General features: G+C 63.5%; 14 protein-coding genes and 1 pseudogene. 10 read left to right on the top strand and 5 right to left on the bottom strand.

Annotation, left to right across the window (positions count from 1 at the left end; all coding sequences use genetic code 11):
* The first annotated feature begins 218 nt into the window (after positions 1 to 218).
* The 7 genes from Tam10B_RS13630 (at position 219) to Tam10B_RS10495 (ending at position 11,986) form a co-directional block, all read left to right on the top strand.
* Positions 219 to 2,471 carry an alpha-amylase family glycosyl hydrolase gene (locus tag Tam10B_RS13630; RefSeq protein WP_233133698.1) on the top strand — a complete coding sequence of 751 codons (2,253 nt, stop codon included), beginning with the start codon at positions 219 to 221 and terminating at the stop codon, positions 2,469 to 2,471.
* A 62-nt stretch (positions 2,472 to 2,533) separates the two neighbouring features.
* A complete protein-coding gene (locus Tam10B_RS10520) occupies positions 2,534 to 4,354 on the top strand; it encodes an alpha-amylase family glycosyl hydrolase (RefSeq protein WP_093961195.1) in 1,821 nt (606 codons plus the stop codon).
* A 225-nt stretch (positions 4,355 to 4,579) separates the two neighbouring features.
* The gene (phoA, locus tag Tam10B_RS10515) at positions 4,580 to 6,724 is read left to right on the top strand and encodes an alkaline phosphatase (protein WP_093961211.1); all 2,145 of its coding nucleotides are present in this window, start codon (positions 4,580 to 4,582) and stop codon (positions 6,722 to 6,724) included.
* Positions 6,725 to 7,419: 695 nt separating this feature from the next.
* Positions 7,420 to 9,309: a molecular chaperone DnaK gene (gene dnaK / locus Tam10B_RS10510; protein WP_093961194.1), complete on the top strand. Its 1,890-nt coding sequence runs from the start codon at positions 7,420 to 7,422 to the stop codon at positions 9,307 to 9,309.
* A 2-nt stretch (positions 9,310 to 9,311) separates the two neighbouring features.
* Complete coding sequence (gene grpE / locus Tam10B_RS10505) at positions 9,312 to 9,977, top strand: nucleotide exchange factor GrpE (RefSeq protein ID WP_198947593.1); 666 nt, start codon at positions 9,312 to 9,314, stop codon at positions 9,975 to 9,977.
* Positions 9,978 to 10,172: 195 nt separating this feature from the next.
* The gene (locus tag Tam10B_RS10500) at positions 10,173 to 11,201 is read left to right on the top strand and encodes a DnaJ C-terminal domain-containing protein (RefSeq protein ID WP_093961192.1); all 1,029 of its coding nucleotides are present in this window, start codon (positions 10,173 to 10,175) and stop codon (positions 11,199 to 11,201) included.
* Positions 11,202 to 11,491: 290 nt separating this feature from the next.
* Entirely contained in the window at positions 11,492 to 11,986 is a 495-nt protein-coding gene (locus Tam10B_RS10495) for a heat shock protein transcriptional repressor HspR (RefSeq protein WP_093961191.1), read from the top strand.
* A gap of 110 nt (positions 11,987 to 12,096) precedes the next feature.
* Here the strand turns inward: Tam10B_RS10495 and Tam10B_RS10490 are convergent, their stop codons facing one another.
* Together Tam10B_RS10490 and Tam10B_RS10485 are read right to left on the bottom strand one after the other, a co-directional pair.
* Positions 12,097 to 13,188, bottom strand: coding sequence for a Fic family protein (locus Tam10B_RS10490; protein ID WP_093961190.1), 1,092 nt, complete (start codon positions 13,186 to 13,188; stop codon positions 12,097 to 12,099).
* 340 nt (positions 13,189 to 13,528) lie between these two features.
* Positions 13,529 to 15,019: an L-serine ammonia-lyase gene (locus Tam10B_RS10485; protein ID WP_093961210.1), complete on the bottom strand. Its 1,491-nt coding sequence runs from the start codon at positions 15,017 to 15,019 to the stop codon at positions 13,529 to 13,531.
* 710 nt (positions 15,020 to 15,729) lie between these two features.
* On the opposite strand from Tam10B_RS10485, the gene Tam10B_RS10480 reads away from it, so the two are divergent.
* Entirely contained in the window at positions 15,730 to 16,743 is a 1,014-nt protein-coding gene (locus Tam10B_RS10480) for a glycerophosphodiester phosphodiesterase family protein (RefSeq protein ID WP_093961209.1), read from the top strand.
* A 225-nt stretch (positions 16,744 to 16,968) separates the two neighbouring features.
* Here Tam10B_RS10480 and rlmH read toward each other — a convergent pair whose 3' ends face one another.
* A complete protein-coding gene (gene rlmH, locus Tam10B_RS10475; protein ID WP_093961189.1) occupies positions 16,969 to 17,448 on the bottom strand; it encodes a 23S rRNA (pseudouridine(1915)-N(3))-methyltransferase RlmH in 480 nt (159 codons plus the stop codon).
* A 280-nt stretch (positions 17,449 to 17,728) separates the two neighbouring features.
* On the bottom strand, positions 17,729 to 18,367 hold the full coding sequence (upp, locus tag Tam10B_RS10470) for a uracil phosphoribosyltransferase (protein WP_093961188.1): 639 nt from the start codon (positions 18,365 to 18,367) through the stop codon (positions 17,729 to 17,731).
* 237 nt (positions 18,368 to 18,604) lie between these two features.
* Between upp and Tam10B_RS10465 the strand changes: the two genes are divergently transcribed.
* Positions 18,605 to 19,060, top strand: a complete 456-nt coding sequence (locus tag Tam10B_RS10465) for a nucleoside deaminase (RefSeq protein WP_093961187.1) — start codon at positions 18,605 to 18,607, stop codon at positions 19,058 to 19,060.
* Positions 19,061 to 19,300: 240 nt separating this feature from the next.
* Positions 19,301 to 19,474, top strand: a complete 174-nt coding sequence (locus Tam10B_RS13305) for a hypothetical protein (protein ID WP_158214204.1) — start codon at positions 19,301 to 19,303, stop codon at positions 19,472 to 19,474.
* 129 nt (positions 19,475 to 19,603) lie between these two features.
* On the opposite strand, the pseudogene Tam10B_RS13855 reads toward Tam10B_RS13305, so the two are convergent.
* Positions 19,604 to 19,935 (bottom strand): annotated as a pseudogene (locus tag Tam10B_RS13855) (hypothetical protein); the annotation flags it as partial.

The raw sequence follows: 19,935 nt of genomic DNA, 5'->3' as shown, positions 1-19,935 counted from the left end.
CTCACCCCTATATATATATCCATTGGAATTCCAAGGTCCGTACTTGCCATATCGCGGTTTGACACTTCAGAACTTGGAGATTGGTGTCTGCACGCCTGTGGAATCACTTCAGAACTCGAAGATTGCTCGCAAACGCGCGCTTTCAAGCCGGCCGACTGGCGTTCGGGACTGCTGGTAGATTGCTGGGTAGATGAGTGAAGCGCCAATGGGGGTGTCGTATGAATGTTCCGCAGGCCGATGAGCTACCGACGTATGCCGGCGACGATCTGGGCGCGATTCCCGACAGGTCAGGTCTCGGCACCACATTCCGCGTGTGGGCGCCGACCGCGGCCAGCGTGGAGCTGCGGCTGTTCTATGAGGGCGGAGCCTGCGCCCCGGGCGTGCACGCCAATGATCCCGATTCCGATGCGGACCTTTCGCGCCGGCCATACGCCACCTATGCGATGCAACCCCACCCAGGCGACGGCACCTGGACCGTGCACGTCGACGATGCGAGGCACGGCGTCTACTACGACTACATGGTGCATTTCCCGGACGGCCGCGTAACCCGCACCGCGGATCCGTGGGCTCGTGCCGCCGGTGCGAACGGCCGCCGCAGCATGGTCGTGGATCTGCGAAAGACCGACCCCGACGGCTGGGCCGCCGACCGTTCCCCGAACACTCCGATGAGTGAGCTCGTGGTCTGGGAGACCCACGTCGGCGATTTCAGCAACGACTCCCACAGCGGCATTCCCGTCGAACATCGCGGCACCTATCTGGCGTTCACCCACCCCGACACGAGCGTGGACGGAGGCGGCGAATTCCCCACATGCATGGCCTACCTGCGCCGACTGGGCGTCACCGCCGTGCAGCTCATGCCGATCTTCGACTTCGGTTCAGTGGACGAGGCCGCCGCTTGCGACGGCGATCCACTCCGCCGCGCCTACAACTGGGGCTACGATCCGGTCAACTACAACGTTCCCGAAGGCTCGTACAGCACCGATCCGTTCGACGGCGCCACCCGCATCCGTGAGTGCAAGCGGATGATCCAGGCGCTGCACGCCAACGGCTTCAAGGTCATCATGGACGTGGTCTACAACCACATGTACTCCGCCGACAACTGGCTGGAGCGCATGGTTCCCGGCTATTTCTGCCGCCGCTACGCCGGTGGCGCGCTGTCCAACGGTTCCGGCTGCGGCAACGACATGGCGTCCGAGCGGCCGATGATGCGCAAGTACATCGTCGATTCCGTGGCGTACTGGGCGCGCGAGTACCACATCGACGGCTTCAGGTTCGACCTCATGGGCCTGATGGACGTGGACACCATGAACGCGGTGCGCGCCCGGCTGGACTCGCTGCCCGGCGGCGCCGGAAAGATCGTGTACGGGGAGCCGTGGGCCGCCGACATGACCGCCGTCTCGCCCGACGTCGTACTGGCTGGCAAACGTGGACTATCGCAACTCGATTCGCGTATCGGCTTCTTCAGCGACGATACGCGCGACGCCATCCGCGGCAACATCTTCCATCATCACAAGCCCGGCTATGTCTCCGGTGCGGCCCGTGAGTTCGCGCCCGCCGTCCGCCATGCCGTCGACGCGTGGCGGGGCACGCAGGTCGAGGCCGCCAGCGTGGGCCAGTTCGTGCAGTACGTGTCCGCGCACGACGATCTGACGTTGTGGGACAAGCTCTGCATGGCCATGCGATCGGTGGCGTTCGGCCATACGGGCACACTTCACGCCGTCCACTCCGCCGATGCCGGTTCGCTCGGCGCCGTCCACTCCGTCAATGGTGCCGACACCGCTGATTCCGCCGATGCCGACTCCGATTCGGTCGTCGCGAACGACCTGCCATCGGCCGACTCCGACTCGGCCGGCGTGAACGGTCTTGGCATTCTGGGCAACGTGTGGTCCGCCGCCGACTCCGGCCCGACGAACGCCGAATACGATGCCGACCCCAGCCTGACCGAGGACATCATGGAGGCGAACCGCATGGCCGCGGGCATCATCGCCACGTCGGCGGGCATCCCGTTCATGCTGTCCGGCGAGGAGTTCGCGCGCACCAAGCACGGCTGCGACAACTCGTACGACCGTTCCGCCGAACTCAACCGTTTGGACTGGCGTCGCGCGCGGCGGCTGGGCGATCTGGTGGACTACTATGCGGCACTGATCCGTCTGCGCCGCTGCAACCCCGCGTATTTCGGCGGCCCCCGCATCGTGCCCGCGCGCGACGATTCCGTGGTCGTGTTCCGCGTGGGCAACGACTGCGTGACCGTCAACCCGACCCGGCAGACGGCATGGCAGAACGTGTCGGCGTTGCGCGCCGTGCACGACTACGGCCAGTTCGCGCCGCTCGACGACTCCGCGTGGGAGTGCGCATTCAGTTCGCGCGGTCCCGAGGCGTGCGGCGAGGCGAACTGGGCGAGCTATACGAAGGGCCACGAGCGGCAGATCGCCATCCCACCGCGCACCTTCTGCGTCTGGCGGAACGGCTGACCAACGCGCCGGCGTTTGGATGCCGGCGCGCGGACGTGCGGGAATACGACGAAGGAGACGATATGACGGAAAACACTGCAGATCAGTGGCAGTGGCAATGGCGGCGAGGACCCCGCCCGGCATGGCTGGAACAGGCCCGGTTCTACGAGGTGTATCCGCAGAGTTTCCAGGACTCCAACGGCGACGGCATCGGCGATCTGCCCGGCCTGATCTCACGTCTCGACTACATCCGCGATCTGGGATGCAACGCGCTGTGGGTCAATCCGATCTACGATTCGCCGTTCAAGGATGCCGGCTACGACGTGCGCGACTACACAACGGTCGCACCCCGCTACGGCACGCTCGACGACGCCAGACGACTGTTCACCGAAGCGCATCGCCGCGGCATGAGGGTCCTGCTCGACCTGATCCCCGGCCACACCAGCGAGGAGCATGCATGGTTCCGCGCCAGCGGCCGCGAGCGCCCCGAGGATCGCACCCTCGACGGCGTCAGCATGTCGGAACGCTACATCTGGACCGACTGCTGGATCTCCGGCGGCAACGGTCTGCCGTTCGTGGGCGGCGAGACCCCGCGCGACGGTACGTACATCCTCAACTTCTTCAAATGCCAGCCCGCGCTCAACTACGGGTTCGCGCACCCTTGCGAGTCGTGGCAGCGGCCGGCGATCGGCCCCGACGCGCTCGACCCTGACGTGATCTCCACATGCGATGCGATGGTCGACGTCATGCGCTTCTGGCTGGGTCTTGGCGCGGACGGCTTCCGCGTGGACATGGCCGACAGTCTCGTCAAGAACGACGATTCCGGCAAGCCGTTCACCATACGTACCTGGCGGTACATGTTCTCGCAGATCCGTCCCGAGTTCCCCGACGCCGCGTTCGTGTCTGAATGGGGGAGGCCGTACGAGTCGCTTGACGCCGGATTCGACATGGACTTCTATCTGGACTGGCGTTGGGCGGGCAATCCGAATGGTTACAACATCCTGCTGCGCAACACCGATACGCCGATGGTCCGCGATAACGATCGCAGTTATTTCAACGCCGATACGGGCGAATCGGTCCACGGGTTCCTCGACCAGTACCTGCCGCAGCTGCGTGACGCCGAGCGGCTCGGCGGTCTGTTCTGCCTGATCACCGGCAATCACGACACGTTGCGCGTCGGTCAGCGTCTGACCGAACGGGAGCTGAGGATCGCGTACGGCATGCTGTTGACCATGCCCGGCGCGCCGTTCGTCTACTACGGCGATGAGATCGGCATGCATTATCGTCGGCTGCCCACCAAGGAGGGCGGCTATGTGCGTACCGGCAGCCGCACGCCTATGCAGTGGGATTCCGGTGCGAACCGCGGTTTCTCCACCGCGCCGGCCGATCGCCTGTATCTGCCCGTCAATCCGGCCGACGATGCGACGAACGTGGCCGATCAGCTGAGCCGTGACGATTCGCTCTGTTCGTGGGTTCGCCGTGTGCTCGCCATGCGCGCCGACTGCCGTGCGCTGGATTCCGGTGCGGCGTTCGACGTGATCGAGGCGCCGCATGTGGGACGACGGTTCGCGTACGTGCGTACTGCGGTAAACGATGTCGCCGATGGTGTCGGCGATGCCGGTATCGGCGGTGTCGACGCTGCCGGTGCGGGAACCGATGCGAGTCGCGTGCTCGTGGCGCTCAACCCCGGCCATTATGTTGAACCGTTTGACTTGCCGCATGACGTGGCTGTCGGCGCGGCCGCCGGGATGCGGAACAACGCGACCGTCTCGATCAACGCCGACATGGCCGAGGGCTTCGCCGCCGACGGCTCCCGCACGATGCTGCGTCTGGGCGACGTGAGACTCGACGGCGACACCCTCACCCTCGGTCCGCAAAGCTATCTGCTGCTGCGATTGGGATAGTGCCCGGTTAGGACTTGGTGAAGTGTTCGACGAGTGTTCACCGTCCGTTGCCGAAGTTCATGTAGTGGTTGCCCGAGGGATGCCTTGCGGACGAATGACGGTCCTACCCTCGCGCAATAGGGAGCATTCCCTCGGCGGTTGCGTGGGTCAGGTGATGGCAAGGTTGGACATCACGATGAACGACATGCGCGATCCGTCGTATGAAGACGGAATTGAGGTATGGAAGTGAACACTCGCAAAGCTTTGAAGGGGACGGTCGCCGCGCTCATCGCGTCGGCCACGCTGTTCGGCTTCGCCGGTCTGGCCAATGCGGCCGACGGGCAGGGCGTTGAGCAGCTCAAGGAGCACGGCGCCGCGCAGCGCATCGCCGGAGTCTATGGCAACACCAAGGCCAAGAACGTCATCCTGTTCATCGGCGACGGCATGGGCGACTCCGAGATCACCGTGGCTCGCAACTACCTGCACGGCGTGAACGGCAGCTTCGACGGACTCGACAAGATCGGCCAGCCGAACCTGAACAAGGGCGTGGAGACCGGCACCGGCCAGTACACCACGTTCTCGCTGGGCAACAACTCCAACGACTCGCTGATGGCCAAGGACAAGAACGGCAAGCTCACCGGCAGCAAGACCGCCGGCGTGATCACCCCCGTGACCGACTCCTCCGCCTCCGGCTCCGGCTGGGCCACCGGTACCAAGACCTACAACAACGCCGTCGACGTGGACGTCGAAGGCAACCCGCAGCTCAACCTGATCGAGCTCGCCAAGGCGGCCGGCAAGGCCACCGGCAACGTGACCACCGCCGAGATCCAGGACGCCACCCCGGCCGTGCTGGAATCCCACTCCTCCGAGCGCGCCTGCTACGGCCCGCAGGGCAAGTGGGACGGCACCGACAAGAACGGCGACGGCGTGGTGGACCTCAAGGACGCCGAGGCCGCCGGCATCGGCAGCTGCCTCGCCAACCAGCTCAAGGCCAACGGCGGCATCGGATCCATCTCCGAGCAGCTGATCGACACCCGCGCCGACGTGACCATCGGCGGTGGTGCCAAGTACTTCAACCAGCTGGACCAGTCCGGCAAGACCCTGTGGCAGCAGGCCGCCGACGAGGGCTTCCAGACCGTGAAGTCCGGTGACGTGGACGGCTTCAAGAACCTCGGCGAAGCCAACCAGGACAAGCCGGTCCTCGCCCTGCTCGGAGACGGCAACCTGCCCACCCAGTTCAACCCGTCCGTGGCCACCAAGCAGGATCCCGCCAAGGACGCCAACCCCACCGAGTGCACCGTGAACGACAAGTGGCTCGGCAACAAGGGCGCCTCCCTCGCCGACTTCACCAGCAAGGCGATCGACCTGCTGCAGAACAACAAGAACGGCAAGGACAACGGCTACTTCCTGCAGGTCGAGGGCGCCTCGATCGACAAGCAGGACCACAACGCCAACGCCTGCGGCCAGATCGGCGAGACCGACGACCTCGACAAGGCCATCTCCGCCGCGCTGGGCAAGATCGACCTGAGCGACACCCTGGTCATCGTGACCGCCGACCACGCGCACACCAGCCAGATCGTGGAATCCCAGCCGATCTACGCGCTGAGCACCGTGCTGAAGAACCGTGACGGCTCCAAGACCACCATCTCCTACGGCACCTCCGAGGAGGACCTGTACGGCAACGGCTCCGACACCAGCAACGACGTCGAGGGCAAGGCCGATCCGAGCAAGGCCCAGGGCAACATGAGCCACACCGGCACCCAGCTGCGCATCGCCGCCTCCGGCCCCGGCGCCTCCCGCGTCGACGGCCTGACCGACCAGACCGACAACTTCTACACCATCGGCCACGCGCTCGGCCTCGCCACCGACAAGGCCGACCAGGACAAGCTGTCCGACGGCGCTACCGTGACCGCCAAGGACAATAAGAACCAGGTGTTCGACATCGCCGGCTTCAACGGCGACGCCGTGCTCCGCTACGAGCTCAAGGACAAGGACGGCAAGGTCGTCTCCGCCTCCGACGCGAGCACCCCGCTGTCCGGCCTGCGCGTGAAGACCGCCGGCACGACCACGCTCGACCTGAGCAAGGCCATCACCTCCGACGCCAAGTACACGCTGACCGTGACCGGCCAGCAGTCCGGCAAGACCGTTGAGATCAAGGACTTCAACGGCCCGAACGGCACCGAAGGCAACGGCGCGGCCGACGTGAACCCGGGCAACAACGGCGCGGCCGACAACGGCAAGCCCGTGGCCTCCGGCAAGGTGACCGCCCCGAAGCAGAACGGCGTGCTCGGCAAGACCGGCGCCACCGTGCTCGGCGTGGCCCTGCTCGCCCTGGCCCTGGTGGCCGGCGGCCTGGCCATCAAGTTCGCCAAGTCCCGCGACAACGCCTGATCTGGTCGACGGCCGGCGGTTGGCCGCGATCGATCGCCTGACCTGATTGACCGATCGAGTCCGATCGTCTGACCGGATTCGCCGACGCCCTCTCCCATGTGTATTCGATACGTGGGGGAGGGCGTTTTCCATCGAAACAGGTCTCCGAGCGGCCAGTGTAATGGAATCGGCCTGCGGCCGATGCGATGTTTTCCGCCTGCGGCGGGTCACCTCATCCGTCAGCTGGCGCCGACACCTTCCCCTCAAGGGGAAGGCGGGTTTCCCGGTAAAGCTTTACCCGCAATATGTCGCCTTCCCCTTGAGGGGAAGGTGGCAGCCGAAGGCTGACGGATGAGGTGACCCGCCGCAGGCGGCAACGCAGCATCGCCACAGGCGATTCCATTCCACAACAGTCGAGCGCACCCCCGACTCGGCACCGTCCGCTCCGTCGAACTCGTCCCGACCGAGCCTATCCGCGACCATCGTTCCGGCCCTGTTCGATCCCGCTCCCGGCCTTCCCCGCATCCTTCGAAAAAATTTCCCGACAATGCGGGAATAATAATTGGACTTCTAAAGTTGAGTGGTGTAGGCTCAAGTTTTGGAAAGCGAAAAAGCCTACCGGGCTTCGGTTGATCGACGCAGTCGGTCGCGGAGGTCGCCGAGGCCGGAAGCTTGAGCGATAAACGTAGAACGAAACCTAACCATAGGAGGAAATTATGGGACGCGCAGTTGGTATTGATCTGGGAACCACGAATTCCTGCATCGCTACTCTTGAAGGTGGCCAGCCCACCGTTATCGTGAACGCCGAGGGCGCTCGCACCACGCCGTCCGTCGTGGCATTCAGCAAGTCTGGTGAGATTCTGGTCGGCGAGGTCGCCAAGCGCCAGGCCGTGACGAACGTCGACCGCACCATCAGCTCCGTGAAGCGTCACATGGGCACCGACTGGACCGTCGAGATCGACGGCAAGAAGTGGACTCCGCAGGAGATCTCCGCTCAGGTGCTGATGAAGCTGAAGAGGGACGCCGAAGCCTACCTGGGTGAGCCGGTCACCGACGCCGTCATCACCTGCCCGGCCTACTTCAACGACGCCCAGCGTCAGGCCACCAAGGACGCCGGCAAGATCGCCGGCCTGAACGTGCTGCGTATCATCAACGAGCCGACCGCCGCCGCACTGGCCTACGGTCTTGAGAAGGGCAAGGAAGACGAGCGCATCCTGGTCTTCGACCTCGGTGGCGGCACCTTCGATGTCTCCCTGCTGGAGATCGGCAAGGACGACGACGGCTTCTCCACCATTCAGGTGCAGGCCACGAACGGCGACAACCGCCTGGGCGGCGACGACTGGGATCAGAAGATCATCGACTGGCTGGTCGGCGAAGTCAAGAACAAGTACGGCGTTGACCTGAGCAAGGACAAGATCGCCCTGCAGCGTCTGAAGGAAGCCGCCGAGCAGGCCAAGAAGGAGCTGTCCTCCTCGACCTCCACCTCGATCTCCATGCAGTACCTGGCCATGACGCCCGACGGCACCCCGGTGCACCTGGACGAGACCCTGACCCGTGCGCACTTCGAGGAAATGACCTCCGACCTGCTGGGTCGTTGCCGCACCCCGTTCAACAACGTGCTGTCCGACGCCGGCATCTCCGTGAGCCAGATCGACCACGTGGTGCTGGTGGGTGGCTCCACCCGTATGCCCGCCGTCAAGGAGCTCGTCAAGGAGCTCACCGGTGGTAAGGAAGCCAACCAGTCCGTGAACCCGGATGAGGTCGTGGCCGTCGGCGCCGCCGTGCAGTCCGGCGTCATCAAGGGCGACCGCAAGGACGTGCTGCTGATCGACGTGACCCCGCTTTCGCTGGGCATCGAGACCAAGGGCGGCATCATGACCAAGCTGATCGACCGCAACACCGCCATTCCGACCAAGCGTTCCGAGGTGTTCTCCACCGCCGAGGACAACCAGCCGTCCGTGCTGATCCAGGTCTATCAGGGCGAGCGTGAGTTCGCTCGCGACAACAAGCCGCTGGGCACCTTCGAGCTGACCGGCATCGCTCCGGCTCCGCGTGGCGTCCCGCAGATCGAGGTCACCTTCGACATCGACGCCAACGGCATCGTGCACGTGTCCGCCAAGGACAAGGGCACCGGCAAGGAGCAGTCGATGACCATCACCGGTGGTTCCGGCCTGCCCAAGGACGAGATCGACCGCATGGTCAAGGAAGCCGAAGCCCACGAGGCCGAGGACAAGAAGCGCAAGGAGGACGCCGAGGCCCGCAACCAGGCCGAGGCCTTCGCCTACCAGACCGAGAAGCTTGTCAACGACAACAAGGACAAGGTCTCCGACGAGGTCGCCAAGGAGGTCACCGACAAGGTGAACGCTCTGAAGGAAGCCCTGAAGGGTGACGACATCGAGAAGATCAAGACCGCCCAGACCGAGCTCATGACCTCCGCCCAGAAGATCGGCGAGGCCCTGTACTCGCAGCAGGCCGCGGCCGGTGCCGCCGGCGCTGCCGGTGCGGGTGCCGCCGGTGCCGGCGCCGCCTCCAACAACAACGGTGGCGACGACGACGTGGTGGACGCCGAGGTCGTGGACGACGATGACGACAAGGACAACAAGTAATCATGTCTGAGTTCAACAAGGACGATTACCTGAACGACATGGAGGATGCCGAGTCGTTGAAGAACGACCCGGCATCCGCCGGCTCTGCCCCCGCTTCGGACGCTCCCTCCGACAAGCCCGCCGATTCGGCGGACGCCAAGACCGAAGGCGAAGCCGAGGCTCCCAAGGCCGATGCCAAGGATGCTTCCGAGGACGAGAAGACCGCCGACACCAAGGGCGACGACGACACCCTCACCCCGCTTGGCAAGGCCAAGAAGGAGGCCGCCGACTACCTCGAGGCCCTGCAGCGCGAGCGCGCGGAGTTCATCAACTACCGCAACCGCACCGCCAAGGAGAAGGACGTCTTCCGCCAGCACGGCATCATCGACGTGCTGACCGCCCTGCTGCCCGCGCTCGACGACATCGATCGCATCCGCGAGCACAGCGAGATGGACGACTCCTTCAAGGCTGTCGCCACCAAGATCGACAAGGCGTTCGAGAAGTTCGGCGTCGAGAAGTTCGGCGTGAAGGGCGAGGACTTCGACCCGACCAAGCATGAGGCGATCCTGCATCGTCCCGACCCGGCGGCCGAGAAGGAGACCGTCGACGCCGTGGTCGAGGCTGGCTACCGCATCGGCGATCGCGTGATCCGCGCCGCCCGCGTGGTCGTCGTCTCCCCGCAGAACTGAGCGCAGTGCTAACCACGCCTTCCCCTTGAGGGGAAGGTGGCCGGCGAAGCCGGTCGGATGAGGTGTTTTGGCAGGATGTCTGACCGCATTGCCAAAACACCTCATCAGTCTCGCTTCGCTCGACAGCTTCCCCTCAAGGGAAGACTTTCGAGAGAAAGCAATACCAAATCAACAGACTTTTGAAAGGAGACCTGAATGGCTGAGAATGAATGGCTGAACAAAGACTTCTACAAAGTCCTCGGTGTCTCCAAAGACGCTTCGGCCGAAGAGATCACCAAGGCCTACCGTAAGCTCGCCCGCAAATACCATCCCGATCTGAACAAGACCAAGGATGCCGAGGAGAAGTTCAAGGACATCTCCGAGGCGTACGACGTGCTGAGCAATAAGGATCAGCGTCAGAAGTACGACGCGATCCGCCAGTTCGGCATGGGCGGTGCCCGCTTCGCCGGCGGCTCCGGCCAGGGCGGTTTCGACGCCGGCGGCTTCTCCGACATCTTCGGTTCGATGTTCGGTGCTGGTGCCGGCGGCCCCGGCGGCTCGCGCATCCGCTTCTCCACGGGCGGTCAGGGCGGCCCCGATCTCAACGACATCTTCTNCNCCGCGTTCGGCGGTGCGGCCGGCCAGCGTGCCGGCGGCTACGGTGCCGGCGGATACTCCTACGAGGAGCCGCCGAAGCCGGAACGTGGCAGGGATCGCAATTCCAAGATCACGCTGACGATGCGTCAGGCGGTGAAGGGCGCGACCGTGTCGCTGAGCATGGACGGCAGCAAGTTCAAGACGCACATCCCCGCCGGCGTGAAGGACGGTCAGAAGATCCGTCTGGCAGGCAAGGGCCATGCGGGTCTGAACGGTGGATCGCACGGCGATCTGTACCTCACCGTGCATGTGAAGTCCGACGACACGTTCTCCATGCGTGGGCGCGACGTGGTGATGGACCTGCCGGTCACGATCTCCGAGGCCGCGCTTGGAGGCAAGGTCTCTGCGCGCGACATCGACGGCGACGTGGTGACGTTCAAGGTGCCGTCCGGTTCGTCCAGCGGCGCCGAGGTGCGGCTCAAGGGCAAGGGCGTGGCCAGTCCGAAGGGCAACGGCGATCTGATCGGCCGGATCATGATCCAGGTGCCCGGTTCGCTCGGTCTGCGTCAGAAGAAGGCCCTCAAGGACTTCGACAACCTCAGCGAGGACTTCAACGCCAAGGTGGCCGCCTCCCGCTCCGGCGAGTGATCCGGTTCGGTAGGGGAGCCTAAGGTGACACTCCTCTGGCTCCCCTCCGCGGAGGCTGAGTTCGTGAAGTAAACGCCGGAGGCGTTTATAGGACTCAGGTGAGCCGACAGGCGAGCTGGATATTCGCGGCCAAAGGCCGTCCGTTCTTGCAGGACGAGCTGTCAGCGAAGCTGACTGAGGGGAGGGCTTCAATCCTCACCCCCATAATTCGCATAAAGTCCCCCATGCAAAGACGTGGACTATCGCAACACTTCATGGACTATCGCAACATTTCGGAAAGAAGGTGAACCATGGCTAAGATCACGCCGAAGATTCGTCAGGCATATACGATGTGCGCTCAGGCGTTGGTACTTGGCCGAGTGAGCCTCGATACTGTCGATCAGATCGGACTCAACGCCGACTTTCCGATTTTCAGCGTCGGTCGTGCCGCGGAACTGGCCGACATCCATCCGCAGACGCTGCGTCAGTATGATCGTCTGGGACTGATCGTGCCGCAACGTACGCCGGGTGGCGCTCGCCGCTACTGTCTACGCGACATCGATCGTCTGGCACAGGCGCAGCGCATGAGCCAGGAGGAGTCGATCAATCTGGCAGGCATCACGCGCATTCTGCAGCTGATGGAGGAGAACCGTCAGCTCAAGCGCCAGAACCGTCAGCTGCGTCGTCGCATGGAAGGCAACGTGGTGTTCGAGGCCGCCGCCGACGGCGAGGTCATCGAGGTGCAGCGCGTACGTCGCTCCGCCGAACCCTACCGTCGCACGGTACTCCAGATCACCGCCCGCTGATCAAGTTTTCCCCACGCTTTCAAGGCTCTTCACGATCCCTCTCGATCGCGAAGAGCCTTTTATTTTCTGGGTGAACTATTGACAACGGGGTTCCGCGATGCTCATTCCGGTCATCGTTTTCTGACGTACCTCGTATTGCGTCCGGCACCGACTTTCAGAATCTCGCCTGCATCGAGCAGTGCTTTGAGTGTGCGCTCGATGGTGGAGACGCTGATATCGGGCAATTGCGCACGGATGTCGGCCTTCGATATCGGAGACAATGTGCGATCGAGCATGGCGGCGATTCGCTGTTCCTTTGTCGGCGTTCCCGTGCGGGTAGATGTTCCGTTTCCATGGCCACTGCTCACATCGTTGAGCAGAGTGCCGACGCGTTCGTCGAATTCCTTGCATGCCCGGAGAATCACGCCAAGCAGGTAGTTGACGAATGGAGCGTAATCGTTGTCATTGTCGTTCCATCCGCGTGTGCTGGCCGCCAGCGCCTCATAGTAGGTGTCTTTGGACTGCTCGATGAGATGTTCGAGGCTGATGTACTTGCCGACCATATAGCCGCTGCGGTAGAGCAGTAGCAGCGTGAGCAGGCGGCTCATTCTCCCGTTGCCGTCATTGAACGGATGAACGCAGGTGAAATCGAATATGAACATGGCGGTTGCGAGCAGCGGGTCCGTATGCCCCTCGCGCAAAGCCTCCGCATAGGCGGTGCAGGCGCGATCCACCAGTTCCGGTGTGATGAGTGCGTTCGGAGGAGCGAAACGAACCGTACGATTGCCGTTGGCGTCGCGCTCGACGATAACGTTGTCGCCGTCTTTGAAATGACCGCCGAACGTCAGCGCGGTATGCCGGAACAGGTCGCGATGCAACTGCAGAATCACGCTTGGGGTCAGCGGAATATAGTCGTGACTCTCGTGGATGGTGGCGAGTACGTCGCGGTATCCGGCGATCTCCTCCTCTGCGCGATTTCGCGGTGCGACCTTTTCCATGACGAGTTCGCCAAGTCGTTTGTCGCTGGTGGCGATGCCTTCGATGCGATTGGATGCGTCGGTGCTTTGAATTCGCGCGACGGTGGTCAGCGTATCCAATACGTCTGGGCGTATGGCCGCCGTTACGCTTTGCCGGCCCTTCGCCTCATGGATCGCCGTAAGAAGACTCGTGGTTTGCGGGGTGAGCAACGTCGTTGCCGCTTGTATGTAATCGAATTCCTTCATTTACGGCCTCGCGTTCTGCTTTTCTGCCTCATGGGGTGGTTTTCTGCATCATATCGTACGAATATGATGCAGAAAAGCGGTGATGATGCAGAAAATGATGCAGAAAACTCCGCGTTGCGATCGAGAACGAGGTAAGACGCGGTGAGACTCGGCGGCTGGATTTGGCAGTCGGAACGAACATGGACTATCGCAACATTTCTTGGTAGTCGAAACGCGACATTGTGAGGGGTAACAATCCTCCGAAACGTCGCGTTTCGACTACCAAGTTGGAGAATGTCGCGTTTCGACTACCAAAACCGGATTCGACACCGGGGCGTCGATCGGACGAAGATTCGCTAGTTCAGCATTCGGTCACGTTGACGGCGAGGCCGCCTTCCGACGTCTCCTTGTACTTGCTCATCATGTCGCGGCCGGTCTCCTTCATGGTGCGGATCGCGGAGTCGAGCGAGACGATGTGCGAGCCGTTGCCGAGCAGCGCCATGCGTGCCGCATTGATGGCGGTGTTGGCGGCCATGGCGTTGCGCTCGATGCAGGGGATCTGCACGAGTCCGCCGATCGGATCGCAGGTGAGACCGAGATTGTGCTCGATGCCGATCTCCGCCGCGTTCTCGATCTGGTGCGGCGTGCCGCCGAGCACCGCGCAAAGTCCCGCTGCCGCCATGGAGCACGCCGATCCGACCTCGCCCTGGCATCCGACCTCGGCTCCGGAGATTGACGCGTTGCGCTTGAACAGGTATCCCACCGCGGTGGCGGTGAGCAGGAAGTCGCAGACACCGTCCAGACTCGCGCCTTCGGTGAGCCACCAGTAGTAGTGCAGTACGGCGGGGATGATGCCGGCCGAACCGTTCGTCGGCGCGGTCACGATGCGCCCGCCGCCGGCGTTCTCCTCGCTCACGGCGAGCGCGAACAGATCCACCCATTCGCCGTCCGACGCGTTTTCATGGAATGTTTCACGTGAAACATTGCCGTCGAAAATGTCATGTCCGCGCGGACGAAGCCGTTGATACAGCGGGGCTGCGCGGCGTGGAACATTCAGCCCACCGGGCAGTGTCTTCACCGTGCTCATGCATCCATTGATCACACAGTCACGCATGGTCTTCCACACGTGGAACATCGCCGTACGCGTCTCCTCTGCCGGGCGGATCGCCTCTTCGTTGCGCCGCATGATCTCCGCGATGGAGCAATGTTCGCGATCGCATATGGCCAGCAGTTCCGCGGCCGACGCAAACGGATACGGCACGGCGGGACCGTCGTCGGCGCCGCCACGCCCGCTGTTTCCCGAACCGCCGCCCGCGCCGGGCGCCACGCTCGTGCTGTCGGCGCGACGATCCGCCTGCTTCTGGGCCTCACGCTGCCGCAGCAGCTCCTCCTCGTACGCGATAAATCCGCCGCCGATCGAATAGATCACCGCGGACGCGATCACATGTCCCTTGGCGTCCAACGCCTGAAACTCCATGCGATTCGGATGAAGACGCGGCGCATGCCACGTATTGAATTCGATGTCGTCGCGCGCGAACGGCACCTCGCGCACGCCATCCAGCATCACCGAACCGCGCTCGCTGCACCGGTCCAGATCGTGCAGCACGTCCTGCGGATCCACGGTCTCCGGACGCTTGCCCTCCAGTCCGGCCAGCACCGCGCGATCCGTGCCGTGACCCAGTCCGGTCTGCGCCAACGATCCCGACAGCACCACGCGCACGCGATTCGTATGGTCGAGCAGACCACGATCGTGCAACGAATTGACGAACTCGCACGCCGCGCGCATCGGGCCAACGGTATGCGACGACGACGGTCCGATGCCAATCGAAAACATATCCGTCACGCTCAGCATCATGCCTCCTTTGAGCGGGTTGGGCCGGGCGGGCCTGGGTATGAGGTCCGTGACTTCGGCACAAGCATAAACGACCAACGCAACGGCGACTGTTACGAACGGGCGCGCGCATGGCGGTGGGAGGTACGGGCGGTATCGGGCGTCGGTGCCGGAATCGGGCCGTGTGCGTTCGGTTACGTTCCGGTATGGATTCGCGTCGGATCGTACTCGGAGGAGGCGCTGCGGTTACGGTGTGTTCGTGCCGCATGACGGAACGTAACCGACCACGCCTCTTCGGTTACGTTCCGTTGACGGTTTCAAACGGACCGTACCAATAGACGTCGTTTCTATTACGGTTCGATGATGTTTCGTGACGGACCGTAATCGTGGCGATGATCGATGATCGGCGATGATGCCGCGGGCGGCGATATGCGCGATGTTGGAGATTCGGTGTGCGTCGGGGCGCTGCGCTGGATTCGGCGGCTTGTCGCACTGGGCATTGTGCGCGGTTTGGGCGATAATGACGGGGAGAAAACGTCGTCTGATCCGTTGCGTTTGGCATCACGGGAGAACGTCTCGCCGGTCGTCGAAACGGACGATGAGGACGACTGGTCAGGCCGGAAACGGCCAGTCAGGAGGTACCGATGTCGCGTAGGGCAAAGACGGTTGCGATTCGATCGGCAAAACTCGCCAAGCATGGCAGGGGATTGGGGGGATTCGGCCTCGGCACGATGTTCCGCAACGCCATGATCACCGGAGGCATGGCCGCCGGAATCGGCGCATGGGCGCTCGCCCCGCGATCGCGCATCGAGACCCGCCGCTATCGCGTGCCGTCCATCCCGTACGTGCACTACGCGCATCGCGGACTGCACGACGCCGGATCCGGACTGTCCGTCGGCACGGTGAGCGAGCGCTGCGCGTACGTGGATCTCGCCCGTCGCAGCGCGCTCAAGGCCGGCTATGGCAGCGCGGATTTCGACGGGCCGATCGCGCCGGAGAACTCGCTCGCCTCGTTCGCCGCCGCGCGTGAGGCCGGCTATGGCATCGAGCTTGATCTGCAGTTGACGCGCGACGGCCAGGTGGTGGTCGTGCATGATTCCGATCTCAAGCGTGTGGCCGGTGATCCGCGGAAGATCAAGGATCTGACCTATGACGAGCTGACCCGCATCCCGCTGTTCCCCGATCCGGCCAAGCCGGGTGACGCCGTTGCCGCCACGCGTGCCGACGGCAAGTGGGATGAGAAGCCGGCCGGCTACTACCAGCATGTGCCGCTGTTTTCCGACGTGCTCGCCGTGGTGGGCGGGCGTGTGCCGATCATCGTGGAGTACAAGTTCGACGGATACGGCTGGGATGATTCCTGCGAGGAGCTGATGCGAAAGGGCTCCGAGCTACTGGCCGCGTACGACGGGCCGTACGTGATCGAGTCGTTCCACCCGAGCGCCGTGCGCTGGTACCGGCAGCATTGCCCCGAGGTGAACCGCGGGCAGCTTGCGGAGGAGGGCAATCCGGCCAAGAACTGGAAGGACTGGCTGTGCGGTCTGCTCGTGTTCAACTGGCTGGGACGCCCGGACTTTGTGGCGTATGACTGGCATGGCGGCGACAGCGCCCAGGTGCGGTTCGCGCGCAAGCTCGGCGCGACCACCGTGTCGTGGACGGTGCGCAGCTCGGTGGAGTTCCAGCGGTCCGCGCCGTACTTCGATCACATGATCTTCGAGGCGTTCGTGCCCGGAGCCCCGGCGAAGTAGGGGGAGAAGTAGGGTTGGATCCCTCCCTCTGTCACGGCTTTGCCGTGACATCTCCCTCCCGTGGAGGGAGAACGCAGGTATGCAGAGTTTGTGCTCCCTCCTTGGGAGGGAGCTGGACGGCGGAGCCGTACTGAGGGAGGGATCCAACCCCAATCTGTTCCGGTTCGCCTTGGCCCGTCCGTCTATTGGCACGGCTCCCCAAGCCCTGTGCGGCACCGCTCGAAACTACTTGTGGTACGGCTCGCCCGCGTTGATCTTGTACGCGCGGTAGATCTGCTCGAGCAGCACCATGCGCATGAGCTGATGTGGGAACGTCATCTTGGAAAAGCTCAGATGATAGTCCGCACGCTTGAGGATCGCGTCATCCAGGCCGATGGATCCGCCGATCACGAACTGGATATGGCTCGTGCCGTGCAGTCCCAGATCGTTGATCTGCCGTGCGAACTGTTCCGATGTCGACTGCTTGCCGTCGATCGCCAACGCGATCACGTGCGCGTCGTCGCGCAGATGCTTGGCGATGCGCTCGCCCTCCTTGGCCTTGATCAGCCGTTCCACGCCTTCGCTCGCATGCTCGGGGGTCTTCTCGTCGGCCACCTCCACGATGTCGAGCTTGCAGTAGCGGCCGAGTCGCTTGGCGTACTCCGCGATCCCGTCGCGCAGGTACCGCTCCTTGATCTTCCCCACCCCAATAACCGTAATCCTCATATTCCTCTTCCTTCCTTCCCCTTCCGGGCCCCGATCGCCTCGCTGCTCCCTGATGAGCTTAGGATGCCGGATCTGCGCCGTAAAAATTCCCGATACACGCAAGTGGAGGGAGGGGCATATGTTTCGCGATCGTAAGCAGCGGACGTGTTTGCTAGGCTTGCCCAGCAAACACGGGAGCGAGGCCGAACGGCCTTGAGTGTATCGCGAAACATATGCCCCTCCCTCCACGCCAAAGCACCGGGAGCCCGAGGGTCTAACCGTACAGATTCAGATCGTCAGATCAGTCGACCACGCCATAGAGGCGATCGCCCGCATCTCCGAGGCCAGGCACGATGTACGCCTGATCGTTGAGGTGATCGTCAACGGCCGCCACAACAACCTTGAAGTTGACGTCCGGGTTGACTTCCTTCTCGAGGCGCTTGAGGCCTTCCGGCGCGGCAAGCACGTCGATGCAGGTGATCTCGCGGGCGCCACGCTCGGCGAGGTAGTGGATCGCGGCCACGAGGGTGCCGCCGGTGGCGAGCATCGGGTCCACAAGGAACACGTGGCGGCCGGTCAGGTCGTCGGGCAGACGGTTCGCGTAGGTGATGATGTCGAGGGTCTGCTCGTCGCGCTTCATGCCGAGGAATCCGACTTCGGCGGTGGGCAGCAGCTTCATCATGCCGTCGAGCATGCCGAGACCGGCGCGCAGGATCGGCACGATCATCGGGCGCGGCGGGGCGATCTGCTTGCCGACCATGGGGGCGACCGGCGTTTCGATGGGCTTGTCCTCCAGCAGCAGGTCACGCGTGGCCTCGTAGGCTTCGAGCATCACGATTTCGCTGACGAGCTCGCGGAAGGTGTTGGACGGGGTGTTCTTGTCGCGAAGAACAGTGAGCTTATGTTCCACCAGCGGGTGGGATACGACATGCAGTTCCATACTCATACTGTCCAAGTCTAGTAGCTGACCGCCCCTGACTTCCCCCGAAGGCGAATGACGGTTGCCTCTGTCTTTGCAAGCCCGTCCGTGCTTCCCCTTGAGGGGAAGCTGGCAGGCGTAGCCTGACTGATGAGGTGAAGGCGAGCGACACGGCTGGCTCCCCTCAGTCGGCTGCGCCGACAGCTCCCCTCCCTAGGAAGGGGAGCCGGAGGCACGGCGATTGGTTAGAGTGTCGGTATGAGTGATGTGGATCTGCGGATGATGGAGGAGGCGCTGGCGCTCGCACGCGAGGCGGCCGCGCACGGCGATGTTCCCGTGGGCGCGGTGGTGGCCGACGCGAATGGCGTGGTGATCGGCCGTGGCCGCAACCGCCGCGAGGAGGATGGCGATCCGCTCGCCCACGCCGAGGTGCAGGCCATGCGTGAGGCCGCCGCAACCCGCGGCCGCTGGAATCTGGAGGACTGCACGCTCGTGGTCACGTTGGAGCCGTGCCCGATGTGCGCCGGCGCCTGCCTCACCACGCACATCGGTCGTATCGTGTTCGGCGCGTGGGATGCGAAGCTCGGTGCCTGCGGCTCGGTGTGGGACATTCCGCGCGACCCGCATGTGGGCTCGGTTCCCGAGGTGGTGGGCGATGTGCGCGAACCCGAATGCCGCACCCTGCTCGCCGATTTCTTTGCCGCCCGCCGGTGATCGGCGGGCATGCGGCGGAGAAGAGCCGACCAAGGCTGCCGTCTGGTCGCGCCGCCGCAAATCCCTGGCGCCCCCATCATCCGCTATGTTCCGTCATTTTCGCGTTACACGGGTAACGCCTGCGAAACCATGCGGCAATCGAATCCGTGTCTGCCGCGCCTAGCGTTAGCGGCATGATGATCGTTGATCATCGGCACAAGCGGCCGGGAGACCGGTACCGCACGGACCGAAAGGAGGCGCATGATGGATTTCGCCATGAGCAGGATCGATATTCTGCGATTCGTGTCCGACCAGTTTTTCGGCGCGGGTCCTGCGGATCGTACTGTCCGCGTGACCGTCACCATGCCGGTGGATGCGGAGGATTCGTCCGATTCGGAGTTCGAGCCGGAAGATCCCGCCATCCGCTTCGACTAGGCTTTCAGCTTCGAGCCGGCCGGTTTTCCTGTATAGCCTTGGCTCTGCGGCTGCATGGCTGAGATAATGCTCCAGGGTTAAGTAAAGAAACGTGGGTCTTATTCGCGCGTGTTGTCGGCGTGGCGTGGGTCATTTCGAGCGTCCGGCCCAGCCTTTTCTGACGCCGAATCCGTTCTCGTAGGCATCGACGCCGGTGGCCGGCAGCTGCACCGCGGTAACGGTGCCGGGTATGGAATCACCGTTCTCGATTGGCTCCCCTCCCGTTGTTCTCCAGTGTTCGGGGGTGACGAACGACATGGGATCGGGGCCCGCGGTCAGCATGTACACCGTCCATTCGCAGCAACGCTTCATATGCGCTTCCGACAGTCCCCGGTGGTGGCCGAGCGTGCGTTTGACGACCGCGTTGACTCCGCCCTCCAGCTGGTTCGTGGTCGACGGCAACGGACCGTGGTCCTTGGTGA

Source organism: Bifidobacterium vansinderenii, from assembly GCF_002234915.1.
Classification (GTDB): domain Bacteria; phylum Actinomycetota; class Actinomycetes; order Actinomycetales; family Bifidobacteriaceae; genus Galliscardovia; species Galliscardovia vansinderenii.
The sequence above is the reverse complement of the archived record's forward strand: the minus strand, read 5'-3'. Positions and strand labels throughout refer to the sequence as shown.

Coding starts and splice junctions, on each gene's coding strand:
- Tam10B_RS13630 (WP_233133698.1), top strand. CDS start 219: ATGAATGTTCCGCAGGCCGATGAGCTACCGACGTATGCCGGCGACGAT.
- Tam10B_RS10520 (WP_093961195.1), top strand. CDS start 2,534: ATGACGGAAAACACTGCAGATCAGTGGCAGTGGCAATGGCGGCGAGGA.
- dnaK (WP_093961194.1), top strand. CDS start 7,420: ATGGGACGCGCAGTTGGTATTGATCTGGGAACCACGAATTCCTGCATC.
- grpE (WP_198947593.1), top strand. CDS start 9,312: ATGTCTGAGTTCAACAAGGACGATTACCTGAACGACATGGAGGATGCC.
- Tam10B_RS10495 (WP_093961191.1), top strand. CDS start 11,492: ATGGCTAAGATCACGCCGAAGATTCGTCAGGCATATACGATGTGCGCT.
- Tam10B_RS10490 (WP_093961190.1), bottom strand. CDS start 13,188: ATGAAGGAATTCGATTACATACAAGCGGCAACGACGTTGCTCACCCCG.
- Tam10B_RS10485 (WP_093961210.1), bottom strand. CDS start 15,019: ATGCTGAGCGTGACGGATATGTTTTCGATTGGCATCGGACCGTCGTCG.
- Tam10B_RS10480 (WP_093961209.1), top strand. CDS start 15,730: ATGTTCCGCAACGCCATGATCACCGGAGGCATGGCCGCCGGAATCGGC.
- rlmH (WP_093961189.1), bottom strand. CDS start 17,448: ATGAGGATTACGGTTATTGGGGTGGGGAAGATCAAGGAGCGGTACCTG.
- upp (WP_093961188.1), bottom strand. CDS start 18,367: ATGGAACTGCATGTCGTATCCCACCCGCTGGTGGAACATAAGCTCACT.
- Tam10B_RS10465 (WP_093961187.1), top strand. CDS start 18,605: ATGAGTGATGTGGATCTGCGGATGATGGAGGAGGCGCTGGCGCTCGCA.
- Tam10B_RS13305 (WP_158214204.1), top strand. CDS start 19,301: ATGATGGATTTCGCCATGAGCAGGATCGATATTCTGCGATTCGTGTCC.